Origin of the sequence: Alcanivorax sp. NBRC 102024 (assembly GCF_001602235.1) — a bacterium.
Taxonomy (GTDB): domain Bacteria; phylum Pseudomonadota; class Gammaproteobacteria; order Pseudomonadales; family Alcanivoracaceae; genus Alcanivorax.
Genome location: NZ_BDAS01000013.1, coordinates 18,263 through 30,024 on the forward strand (window position 1 = coordinate 18,263; position 11,762 = coordinate 30,024).

The window sequence follows — 11,762 nt, forward strand, 5'->3', positions numbered from 1 at the left end:
TACTGTCTTGAGTCTAACCCGTGAAAGTGATCAGTTGCACAGGATTTAACCGGATTTAATGGCAGCCATCCCTTACAATTACGTGCAGATTCAAAGCTTTCAGGAGCAAGGCGTTGCAAGCGAACAACTACATCATTGAAGCAACTGAACAGAACATTCAGCAAATTCTTGAGCAGTCCCGGCAGGTGCCGGTGATTGTGGATTTCTGGGCCAGCTGGTGCCAACCCTGTCAGCAGATGGCGCCGATACTGGAGCGCCTTGTCAATGAGTACCAGGGCAAGGTGATCCTGGCCAAGGTCAACGCGGATGAGCAACAGATGCTGGCCAGCCAGTTCGGCGTGCGCAGTCTGCCCAGCTTGAAGCTGGTCTATCAAGGGCAATTGGTCAGTGAGCTGGATGGTGCCCAGACGGAGGGGGCGCTGCGGCAGTGGCTGGCACCGGTGGTCGATCCCGAGGCTGCTGAACAGCAGCAGGAAGAGGGCTTTATCGAGCAGATCCGCATGGCCATCGACGCCGGCCATGGTGAGCAAGCGGAAGCAGCCCTGCGACAGACCCTGCAGCAAAACCCGGACAAGCACGCCATCCGCGCCATGCTGGTGGAATACCTGCTCGGCGAGGGGCGACTGGACGATGCGCAATCGGTATTGGCGGAAGTGACGGAAGATGCGGAGCCGCTTCGCCCGTTCCGGGCCCGCTTTGCGTTGCTGGAAAAGCTGGAAGGGGAGAGCGTGTCCCTGGCCGAACTGCGCCAGCGAATCAATGATCAGGCCACACCGGAGGATCTCCATGCCTTCGGCCTGCAGGCCGCCGCCGCAGGCCAGTTCCAGCCAGGGCTGGAGGCCTTGCTGCAGTTGTTGCGGGATCACCGAGATTTCCGTGACGGCATTGCCCGCAGCGCGCTGCTGGAAGTGTTCGAGTGCCTGCCCAAGGGCGATCCCCTGGCCAGCGAATACCGGCGCAAGATGTTCAACTACCTTTACTGATCCTCGCTTCGCGCCCCTTTGCCGTGGCTGGCAGAGGGGCGAATCCCCTTGCCGCTTGTCTTCTTCTCACCCATCGCGCCTTACTGGTGCGCCCTGTGGGCTTTCTCTCTCCTGAATCTCCCTTTCTGCTTCATTTCGGAATGCCGTAGTGCATTAAATGGGTGCGTAACCGTGGTGCATGAGTTCTATTATGGTGCACTTTTGAGGTGTTATGCGTCCAAGTTACTGAAAATAAAACATAATAATGCTGGCCTGATTCTTGTATGCGCTATGCCGGTGCAAACTTTTCGGCACGTATTGTGTTGGTGCATTGCTGGCAGCCTGTCGGGGTGCACGAGGATCAGGAGACAATCATGAAAATGCTGACTGCGGTGATCAAGCCGTTCAAAGCGGATGAAGTCCGCGATGCACTGGCCCAGGTTGGGGTCCAGGGCATGACCATTACGGAAGTCAAAGGTTTCGGTCGCCAGAAGGGCCATACGGAGCTGTACCGGGGAGCGGAGTACGTGGTCGATTTCGTGCCCAAGGTAAAGCTGGAGCTGGCGGTCCGCGAAGAGGATGTGGACCAGGCCATTGAAGCGATCATGAAGGCAGCGGGAACCGGCAAGATCGGTGACGGCAAGATCTTCGTTTCCGACCTGGAACAGGTTATCCGCATTCGTACCGGTGAAACCGGCAACGAAGCCATTTAAGGGGGCCACGATGAAATCATTACTTGCTGTCCTGTTGATGCTGCCCTCACTGGCCCTGGCCGATGGCCTGGATACCGGTGACACCGCCTGGATTCTGACTGCCACCGCCCTGGTGCTGTTCATGACCATTCCGGGTCTGAGCCTGTTCTATGGCGGTCTGGTGCGTAGCAAAAACGTGCTGTCCGTCCTGATGCAATGTTTTGCCATTACCTGTGCGGTATCGCTGGTGTGGCTGATCTGCGGTTACTCGCTGGCGTTTTCCGATGGCGGCAGCATGAATGCCTGGATTGGCGGTCTGGACCACGCTTTCTTTGCCGGCATCGGCAAGGACACGCTGGAAGGGACGCTGCCGAAAAGCCTGCACGGCTTGTTCCAGATGACCTTCGCCATTATTACCCCGGCGTTGATTGTGGGTGCCTTTGCCGAGCGTATGCGTTTCGGCCCCATGCTGGCGTTCTCCGTACTCTGGCTGCTGGGTGTCTACGTGCCTGTCTGCCACTGGGTGTGGGGCGGCGGCTGGTTGGCTGATCTGGGCCTGTATGACTTCGCCGGCGGCACCGTGGTGCATATCACGGCCGGTGTGGCAGCCCTGGTGGCGGCGCTGGTCCTGGGGGGGCGCAAGGGCTTCCCGGGGCAGGGTATGCTGCCGCACAACATGACCATGACCGTGACCGGTGCCGGCATGCTGTGGGTAGGCTGGTTCGGCTTCAACGGTGGCTCGGCACTGGCTGCTGGCGGCGATGCGGCCATGGCCATGCTGGTGACGCATATTTCTGCGGCAGCAGGCTCGCTGGCCTGGATCACCATGGAGTGGAAGAAATTCGGCAAGCCCTCGGCGCTGGGTATTGCCACCGGTATGGTGGCTGGCCTGGGTACCATTACCCCGGCATCCGGTTTTGTCGGTCCGGCGGCGGCGCTGGTGATCGGTCTTTCCGCGGGCGTGATCTGCTTCTACGCGGTGATTTTCATCAAGCACAAGCTGAAGATCGATGACTCCCTGGATGTCTTCCCGGTGCACGGGGTGGGTGGCATTCTCGGTACCCTGTTTGCCGGTCTCTTTGCCTCCACCGAGCTGGGTCTGTTCTCCGGTTACGGGTTTGCCAAGCCGGAGTACACCATGCTGGATCAGTTCGGTGTTCAGGCACTGGGTGTGGTCGCCACGTTTGTCTACACCGCCGTGGTGACCTGGGTGTTGCTGAAGCTGGTTGGTCTGTTCGCGGAACTGCGGGTGGAAAGCGACGAAGAAACCCAGGGGCTGGATATTGCCCTTCATGAAGAGCGCGGTTACGACCTTTGATTACCGTGTTATGACCGTCATCGAAAAGCCCGGCCCAGTGCCGGGTTTTTTGTCCCGGATAGACGTGGATTGTGCTATTGCCACCCCCTGGGGCTTTCTATAAGGTACGGGTAAGTTTCGAACGCTCGTTTGAATGGCGATGCCGGTTTATGCGGGGTGTCGAAGCCACAACGATAGGTCAAGGAGATATAAGAATGAGCCTGGAATTTTTGTCTGACGAGTGGTTTGCGAAGGTAAAAGAGATCCGTGACGGTGCCGGCGATGTGGAAACTCCGGCTGCCCTGGCAGACCTGGTAATCAACATCACCGTATCCGGTGATAACGGTGACAAGGAAATGGCGCTGGTAGGCGGCATGATTGAAGAAGGTCACCACGCGGATGCGCCGACCACCATGATTCTGCCCGCCGACCTGGCCAAGCGCATCTTCATCGAAGGTGACCAGTCCGCAGGCATGCAAGGCTTCATGAGCGGCCAGATCCGCATCGAAGGGGACATGAGCAAGCTGATGGCGCTGCAAACTGCACAGCCTTCTGCTGACCAGGTTGCCCTGATGAAGCAGATCCAGGAAGTGACTGTCTGATATAACGACGCTGTCGTTTATCCGGAGTCTTTCCCCAATGCCCGCCTTGTGCGGGCATTGTTGTTTCTTGGGGAATCAGTTTCGAGGAGCGAGTCACGAGTGACGAAAAGCAGAACCGCGACGGGTTGTTTGGGTTAGTCTTTTCGCTCCTCGCTCCTCGTAACTCGTTCTTATATCTCTTTGTGATTCAGATTCTGTAGCGGCGTGGCCACGGCCACCGGGTGCACAGGGACCTGATCGAGCCAGCCGTAGGCGCTGCGACCGCCACTATCCAGATAAATGTGCAGGGAGGCCCGCCAGCGCTCCGCATAGAGTGCCAGGCACAGTGGCTGGCGGCGTATCGGGTCCTGGGCCACACAGACGTGATCCGGCCCGGCCTTTTTCAGCAGGTCGCCGGGCATGGGGCCGGGGGGTTGTACCAGGTCGCAGGGCAGGCACAGACAGAGTCCCTGGCTGGCATCCAGTGCCGCTTCCAGCCCGGCCATGGGCCCCTGGAATCCGTCCCGTTCATCGCTGACCACCTGATCCGCCCAGTGCCGGTAGGTGGTCTGGTTGCGATTGGCGCTGATCACGATGCGGGCGGGGGAGGGTGTCAGGTGATCCAGCAGGTGGGCAATCAGCGGTTTGCCGTCCAGTTCCAGTAATCCCTTGTCGGCGCCGCCCATTCGTTTTCCCTGGCCGCCCGCCAGGATGATCAGGGTATAGTTTTCCACGCCCAACTCCTTTGGGGTTCCGCAGGTGAATGGTATGCTCTGTCGCTTGCTTCCCTTCCGACATCCTCAGGACATCGTGTGACCAGCGCCCGTAACCATCTTACCGATCTGACGCGCTTTGCGCCGCTTTTGCCGGGCTATCAGCCCCGTGAGGCGCAGCTGGCCATGGCGGACGCCGTGGATGCGGTCATCGGTACCGGTGGAACCCTGATGGTCGAGGCGGAAACCGGCACCGGTAAAACCCTGGCCTACCTGGTGCCGGCCCTGTTGTCGGAGGGGCCAACGCTGGTTTCCACCGGCACCAAGAGTCTCCAGGATCAGCTTTTCTTCAAGGATGTGCCGCTGGTCAAGAAAGCCCTGGGCCTGCCGCGCAAGGTGGCGCTGTTGAAAGGGCGCGCCAATTATCTGTGTCCCTATCGGATGACCCTGCATCAGGAGGAGGCGCGCTTTCTGACCCGGGAAACCGCCGAGCAATTGCAAATCGTGGCCCACTGGGCCGGGCGCACCCAAACCGGTGACATTGCCGAGCTGCAACAGATTCCTGAAGACGCCCCGGTATGGCCCTGGGTCACCAGCACCGCCGATAACTGTCTGGGGACGGACTGCCCCAATTATCAGGAATGCCCGTTGATGAAGGCCCGCAAGGAAGCCCAGGAGGCGGACCTGGTGGTGGTCAATCATCACCTGTTCTTTGCCGATGCGGCCCTGCGCGGGAATGGTTCGGCCTCGGAGCTGTTACCCAGCGCCAATACGGTGATCTTTGACGAAGCCCATCAACTGCCGGAAATCGCCGCCGCCTTTTTCGGTGACACACTCAGTACCCGTCAGGTTCAGGAACTGGGCCGTGACAGCCTGTCCGAAGCCGGACACACCGCCGCCGACCTGGCGCGGCTCAACCAGTTGATCGCGGCGGTGGAGAAGGGCTGCCTGGATCTGCGTCTGAGTCTGGGGGACGGCGAGCGTCGTGAGCCCTGGTCGGAAGTGGCGGAAAAGGACGCGGTCATTGAAGGGGGCGAAACCCTGCTGGCGGCCCTGCGGGATCTGGAAATGTTTCTGGGGCCCCTGGCCAAGGCCAGCCGTGGCATGGAAGCCTGTGCCCGCCGGGCCAGTGAGCAGGTGGACTGCCTGGCGGCGTACCTGAAAGGGGAACAGCCCAACCGGGTGTACTGGTTTGAAACCTTCAAACGCACGGTGGTGTTGCACAGTACGCCCCTGTCTGTGGCTGCCCAGCTGCGGGCCCAGCGTGAGCGCCAGCCATGTAGCTGGGTATTGACCTCGGCAACGCTCTCCGTGGGCGGTCGTTTTGAACACATCCAGAAGCGCCTTGGCATGGACGCGGCGACCACCCTGCGGCTGGAAAGCCCGTTTGATTTCAAGCGTCAGGCGGTCTTTTACGCCCCGGAGGGGCTGCCGGCGCCGAATGATCCCGGTTATACCGCAGCTCTCTGTGACGCCATGGTGCCGGTGATCAATGCGGCAAAGGGGCGCACTTTTTTCCTTTTCACCAGTCACCGGGCGCTGCGCGAGGCTGCCCAGTTACTGCGTCCGCGCCTGGACTACCCGTTGCTGGTGCAGGGGGAGTCCGGGCGGCGGGAGTTGCTGGACAGCTTCCGGGAAAAAGGCAACGCGGTGCTGCTGGGCACCAGCAGTTTCTGGGAAGGCATTGATGTCCGCGGCGAGGCCCTCAGCTGCGTGATTATTGATAAACTGCCTTTCGGTTCCCCGGGGGATCCGGTGGCGGCGGCGCGTATCGAACATATCAATCGCAACGGCGGTAATGCCTTCCGCGATTATCAGTTGCCCCAGGCGGTACTGGCCTTGCGCCAGGGCGCCGGGCGCCTGATCCGTGATCCGAAAGATACCGGTCTGCTGGTCGTTGCGGATCCCCGACTGCTGACGCGCAGCTACGGAAAATTATTTGTTAACAGCCTGCCAAACATGACCCGCACCCGGAAACTGGACGTGGTACAACGGTTTTTTGATTACCTGGCCCGGCAGCAGCAAGGGCAGGCAACGGAACAGATGGAATCATGACACGAATTCTGGCTCTGGAAACCGCCGGCGAGACCTGCTCGGTGGCCATCATGGACGGTGACGAGGTGCTCGAGCATTTTGAGCAGGCCCCCCGTCGTCAGACCGAAAAAGTGCTGCCCATGGTGGAGGCGCTACTGGCGGAATCGCAACTGACACTGCGCCAACTGGACGGTATTGCCTTTGGCCATGGTCCCGGTGCCTTCACCGGCGTGCGGGTGGCGGCGGCGGTGACCCAGGGGTTGGCTTTTGCGGCAGACTTGCCGGTGATCGGCATTTCAACCCTGGCCGCCTGTGCCCTCAGTGCTCAGGACATTGCCCCCCATCGGGATGTGATTGCAGTATTTGACGCGCGTATGGGAGAAATTTATCTGGGTGCCTATGCCTGTGAGGGAGCGGGTGCCCGTGCCTTGGCCGATGACGGCCTGTTTCACCCGGATACCTTGCCGGCCTTGCCGGAAAAGGACTGGATAATCATTGGTTCCGGTCTGGTCTATGGTGAGGCGCTGCGCAAGGCCTATGGCGCAAGTCGCTGTGAGGCTGGCGTGCATCCCCATGCGAAAGCGGTAGCACAGCTGGCATTATCGGGTTTCCAGCGCGGGGAAGGGGTGAGTGCGGAACAGGCACAACCGGTTTATCTTCGCGATCAGGTAATTCAGGGAGCAGTACGATGATCAATTGGGACCTTCCCAATGTGCATGAACTGGCGGTAACCGTGCCAGCCGAAGCCATTGACGTGATGGGGCATGTGAACAACACCGAATACCTGCGTTTCATGGAAAAAATTGCCTGGGACCATACCGCGTCCCTGGGGCTGGGCTGGGACCTGTATCAGAAGCTCAACCGGGGCATGGTGGCCCGGCACACGGAAGTGGATTATCTGGCCCCGGCTTTCGAAGGTGAGCACCTGAAAATCGGCACCTGGATCGTGGAAAACGACCAGCGTATCAGCATCACCCGTCGTTACCAGATCGTTCGCGAATCAGACGGGCGGACCTTACTGCGCGGTCGCACCCGTTGGGTGTGCGTGGCACTGGATTCCGGCAAGCCCCGTCGCATGCCCCCGGAATTCCTGCAGGGCTACCAGATTACCGCCAGCGAATAGAAAAACGTTACGAGTCACGAGGAGCGAGGTACCAGTCGCGAAAAGCAAACCGGTTTTGATTTTCGCAACTCGTCACTGAAGTTTCATTAACAAGGACATTCCATGGATTGGTTCCAGGCCCTGGTGCTGGCCCTGATACAAGGCCTTACCGAATTTCTTCCCATTTCCAGTTCTGCCCACCTGATTCTGCCGTCTCAGGTTTTGGGGTGGCCCGATCAGGGGCTGGCATTCGATGTGGCAGTCCACCTGGGCACCTTGATGGCGGTGATGGCCTACTATCGCCGGGATCTGTTTGCCATGATCGGCGGTGCCGGCGTGGCTGTGACACAGCGCACCATGAATGAGGATCTGAAGCTGGGTCTACTGGTGGTGCTGGCTACCATCCCGGCAGTGGTATTCGGTTTTCTTGGTGGCGACTGGATCGAACAGGAGTTGCGTTCCGCGCTGGTAATCGCCATCACCACCCTGGTATTCGGTGCCTTGCTGTGGGCAGCGGATGCGTTTGGCAAGCGCCAGTTCAGCCTGGTGCGCCTGGGGGTTTTGGGGGCGATCTTTATCGGTCTGGCCCAGGCCCTGGCGCTGATTCCCGGCACCTCGCGCAGCGGCATTACCATTACCGCGGCGCTGGCACTGGGTTACCGGCGCGAGGATGCCGCCCGTTTCTCCTTCCTGCTGTCCATTCCGGTGATTCTTGGCGCTGGCCTATTGAAGACAAAGGATCTGATCGAACAGCAGCTGGCGGTGGACTGGGGAATGATGGCTCTGGGCGTGGTAGTCAGTGCGGTGACCGCCTACCTGACCATCGTGTTTTTCATTCGCCTGCTTGAGCGTATCGGTATGCTGCCGTTTGTGGTGTATCGCCTGATCCTTGGCGTTGCGCTGCTGGCGTGGCTGGCCTGACCCATGTACGGATCGATGCTGGGCCTGTTACCCGGGTGCCCCGAAGGGCTTCCCGGTACCCCGGTCGAGGAGGCTGGCAGGGCTGAGGAACTGGGTTTGTCGCTGGTGCTGGGCTGGCACGAAGAGCGTCTCAGCCTGTGGCGGCCGGACGGGCGGGAAACGCCTTTGAGTGTCAGCTTCAGTGACGGCAAGCAGGGTTACCGGCTGACTCCGGAGCGGGTCCGGCACGAACGATTGATCAAGGCATTGGGGAAACCCCGGCAAGAGACTCTCACCGTGCTGGATGCCACTGCCGGCCTGGGTCGGGATGCAGCCCTGATTGCCATGGCGGGTTTTTCCGTGCTGTTGGCTGAGCGCTCGCCGATACTCCATGCCATGCTGGCGGACGGTTTGCAGCGGGCGCCCGGGGAGCTGGCTGAAACCATGCAATTGTTGCCCTGCGCTGATGCTGACACGCACACCTTGCCGCCACTCCATGCGGTCTATCTGGATCCCATGTTCCCGTCCCGGGACAAAAGTGCCGCCGTTAAAAAAGACCTGCAATGGCTGCAGCAGTTGGCGGCGTACCCGGATCAGCAGGAAGAAACGGCTTTATTGGAGTGGGCGCTAGGGCTTGACCCGCAACGGGTCGTGGTCAAACGACCCGGCAAGGCAGAGCCGCTGGCAAAACGCCGCCCTCACCACCAGATTGTCGGTAAGGCTATTCGTTTTGATGTTTATGAGTAAAATCTCGCCTGACAACACAGGTGCGCAAGGTGCGATAGTCAGACGAGTGCTCTTGATTGAGCGGTTAGCTGGTGCAGTTCGCTACGCTCAGTGCACCCTACGAGCAGAGCGCTGGTCAAAAGGGGAGAGGTAGGAGCTTGCCTGCAAGCGAAACGGCGTTGATCGAAAGATTGCCGCCAGCAGGCTGGCTCCTACGGTAGCCAATCCCATCAGGCGCTTGCCGGTTTTTCCTCCACCAGGTGCTCAATATCGGTAACCCGCGTCACCCGTTGAATGGCATCGCTGATATCCGGGCTGAGGATACGGCGGGCTTCATCGTCGAGGGATTCCAGCTTGTCATCAAAGACCAGCGCACCGGCACCGTCCGTGGTGACCAGTCCGGTGCCGTACAGCTGGCTGATGAAGTTTTTCAGCACCACCTTGTCGAAGAATTCCGGAGAGTTGAATTCGTAGAGCAGCGACAGTCGTTGCGCGGTCTGGTGCGCCAGTTCCCCCAGCTGCTCGGCAGTGAGCATGCCTGACCCGTATTGGACCAGCAGGCGAATGGTCAGGTAGTAACGCTCCAGTGATGGCATTACCGTCTGGCCGAGATGATCCAGCATGTCGGATTCGTGGGTGTGGATAGGGGCACCGTGCAGACAGTTATCCTCACGGCTGATCAATTGCTCGGCTTCCAGCACATCCACAGTCTTGCTGACTGCCTGGGACAGGTCATCGCCATCCTGCCAATGGAGATAGTATTCATTGCGCAGGAAGGGGTAGAGCAGGTGGACCATGCTTTGCAGGGTGTCCATGCTGATGGAGCGGGCGTTCATCACCAGGGAACAAATCAGACCGGGAAGAATGAACAGGTGCAGGCTGTTGTTGCGCACATATGCCATCTGCAGGGCCGTTTTTTCATCGGTGGTGACCACGTCTCCCAGCTTGTGCTCGATGCGCTCCAGGAATTCGTTGTCGAGACCATACTGGATGATGGCAGAGGCATCGTCCGTGGCGATGGAGGCGCTATCGCTGTAGGGCGCCTGCTTCAGCAGGGCGATGTACAGATTCAGCTGCTGGCGTAACTGGGCCACATCCATGGTGTGCTTGGGGGACGCCAGCAGGGCCAGGCTGAGCAGGTTGATCGGGTTGGCCACTGCCGCCGCATTGATGGATTCCACCACCTCCTGCCCCAGCTCATTGACCACATGCTTGAACCAGGCGGGGTTTTCACTGGCGGCCAGATCCTCGCTACGCCAGGCACCATGGTGTTGATCCAGAAAATCCACCAGCTTGATGGGTTTGCCGAAATTCACATGCACCTGGCCGAAGTGACTGCGCAGCACCGACAGGGACTTCATCAGCCCGCCAACGGATTCCTTCTGCTTTTTCTTGCCATGCAGCTCGCCGATATAGGAGCCGGACTCGATAACTTTTTCGTAGCCCACATAGACGGGAACAAAGGCAATGGGTTTGCGTGCATCGCGCAGGAAGCTGCGCAGGGTCATGGCCAGCATGCCGGTGCGGGGTTTGAGCATCCGGCCGCTGCGACTGCGACCGCCCTCCACGAAGTACTCAATGGAGTAGCCGCGTACGGTGATGGTATGCAGGTATTCGCTGAACACCGTGGCGTAAAGGGGGTTGTCCCGGAAGCTGCGGCGCATGAAAAAGGCGCCGCCACGGCGGAGAATGGTGCCAACAATGGGCATGTTCAGATTGATGCCAGCGGCAATGTGTGGCGGCACCAGGCCGTTCCGGAACACCACGAAGGATAACAACAGGTAGTCAATGTGGCTGCGGTGGCAGGGCACATAGATCACTTCATGATCCCCGGCGACCTTGGTCAGGTTGTCCATATTGTACAGCCTGACCCCGCCATACAGCCGGTTCCAGACCCAGTTCAGGAACAGCTCAAGGAAGCGGATGACGGTATGGGAGTAATCCGCCGCGATTTCCATGGCATAGCGCCGGGCTTTGGCTTCCACCTTCTCGACGCTGGTTTCCTGACGCTCAGCCTCGGCACGGATAGCTTCCTGTACCGGAATGGATTCCACCACGGTATTGGTGAGAGTGCGCCGGTGTGACAGGTCCGGGCCAATGGCGGCCTCCTGCTGTCGGCGGAAATGCACGCGCAGGATACGGGAAGCCTTGCGGACGGTCTGTTCATCCGTGGGGCACTGGTCTACCAGGGTGCGCAGGGACATGGGCTTGCTGAAATGGACGTACAGCTGTCGGCCCTGGGTGACGATAATAAAGAACTTCTTGATAAAACCCGCCGGCGACCAGTTGTCGGAAAACAGGATGCGCCACATGGAGCTTTCCTTTTCCGGACGACGACCCCAGAACACGGAGACCGGGACCAGCTGCACATCGGCTTCCGGGTTGGCGCGCAGTGCGCTGACCAGTTTTTCCAGCCGGGGCGGTGATACCGGGGTGCGCTGCCGGCCATTGCTGAATTTGCGACGGTAAAGCTGGAAGTAACTGTGGCTCAGGTGACTCTTGCCCAGCGTCAGTCCATGCAGGGCGGAAGCCAGACCCAGCTGTCGTGCGGATTGATCGGCTGCGGCGGCGTCGGCGGCAGAGCGATCGCGCAGCACATAGACCACCGGGGTATTCGGGGCAAGTTGCAATTCGTCGGGGTTGGAAGGCAATGCGTTAGCACGTGTGCACAAACGCAGAAAAATGCGGATCAGGAAAAAGCCCAGGCGATCCAGGCCAAGCCAAGGTGTCATAGTCGGATTCAGTTAACCAATGT

General features: G+C 59.6%; 11 protein-coding genes. 9 read left to right on the top strand and 2 right to left on the bottom strand.

What is annotated here, in order from left to right:
- Positions 1-113 precede the first annotated feature (113 nt).
- From A0251_RS15485 to A0251_RS15500, 4 genes are all read left to right on the top strand, one after another.
- Positions 114-983 (top strand): tetratricopeptide repeat protein, encoded by an 870-nt coding sequence (locus tag A0251_RS15485; RefSeq protein WP_062817743.1) that lies wholly within the window; start codon positions 114-116, stop codon positions 981-983.
- Between the two features lie 353 nt (positions 984-1,336).
- Entirely contained in the window at positions 1,337-1,675 is a 339-nt protein-coding gene (locus tag A0251_RS15490; protein ID WP_062817780.1) for a P-II family nitrogen regulator, read from the top strand.
- Positions 1,676-1,685: 10 nt separating this feature from the next.
- Positions 1,686-2,972 carry an ammonium transporter gene (locus A0251_RS15495; RefSeq protein WP_062817744.1) on the top strand — a complete coding sequence of 429 codons (1,287 nt, stop codon included), beginning with the start codon at positions 1,686-1,688 and terminating at the stop codon, positions 2,970-2,972.
- A 194-nt stretch (positions 2,973-3,166) separates the two neighbouring features.
- The gene (locus A0251_RS15500) at positions 3,167-3,553 is read left to right on the top strand and encodes an SCP2 sterol-binding domain-containing protein (RefSeq protein ID WP_062817745.1); all 387 of its coding nucleotides are present in this window, start codon (positions 3,167-3,169) and stop codon (positions 3,551-3,553) included.
- Between the two features lie 170 nt (positions 3,554-3,723).
- Here the strand turns inward: A0251_RS15500 and A0251_RS15505 are convergent, their stop codons facing one another.
- Positions 3,724-4,266 (bottom strand): molybdenum cofactor guanylyltransferase, encoded by a 543-nt coding sequence (locus A0251_RS15505; protein ID WP_062817746.1) that lies wholly within the window; start codon positions 4,264-4,266, stop codon positions 3,724-3,726.
- A gap of 78 nt (positions 4,267-4,344) precedes the next feature.
- Here A0251_RS15505 and A0251_RS15510 point away from each other — a divergent pair, with 78 nt between their 5' ends.
- From A0251_RS15510 to A0251_RS15530, 5 genes are all read left to right on the top strand, one after another.
- The gene (locus A0251_RS15510; RefSeq protein ID WP_062817747.1) at positions 4,345-6,300 is read left to right on the top strand and encodes an ATP-dependent DNA helicase; all 1,956 of its coding nucleotides are present in this window, start codon (positions 4,345-4,347) and stop codon (positions 6,298-6,300) included.
- A complete protein-coding gene (gene tsaB / locus A0251_RS15515; protein ID WP_062817748.1) occupies positions 6,297-6,971 on the top strand; it encodes a tRNA (adenosine(37)-N6)-threonylcarbamoyltransferase complex dimerization subunit type 1 TsaB in 675 nt (224 codons plus the stop codon). Before A0251_RS15510 ends, tsaB begins: the two co-directional genes overlap by 4 nt.
- Positions 6,968-7,402: a thioesterase family protein gene (locus A0251_RS15520; RefSeq protein WP_062817749.1), complete on the top strand. Its 435-nt coding sequence runs from the start codon at positions 6,968-6,970 to the stop codon at positions 7,400-7,402. Before tsaB ends, A0251_RS15520 begins: the two co-directional genes overlap by 4 nt.
- A gap of 102 nt (positions 7,403-7,504) precedes the next feature.
- The gene (locus tag A0251_RS15525; RefSeq protein ID WP_062817750.1) at positions 7,505-8,302 is read left to right on the top strand and encodes an undecaprenyl-diphosphate phosphatase; all 798 of its coding nucleotides are present in this window, start codon (positions 7,505-7,507) and stop codon (positions 8,300-8,302) included.
- A 3-nt stretch (positions 8,303-8,305) separates the two neighbouring features.
- Positions 8,306-9,028: a class I SAM-dependent methyltransferase gene (locus A0251_RS15530; protein ID WP_062817751.1), complete on the top strand. Its 723-nt coding sequence runs from the start codon at positions 8,306-8,308 to the stop codon at positions 9,026-9,028.
- Positions 9,029-9,237: 209 nt separating this feature from the next.
- On the opposite strand, the gene plsB is transcribed toward A0251_RS15530, so the two are convergent.
- Positions 9,238-11,739, bottom strand: a complete 2,502-nt coding sequence (plsB, locus tag A0251_RS15535; RefSeq protein ID WP_062817752.1) for a glycerol-3-phosphate 1-O-acyltransferase PlsB — start codon at positions 11,737-11,739, stop codon at positions 9,238-9,240.
- Positions 11,740-11,762: the final 23 nt, after the last annotated feature.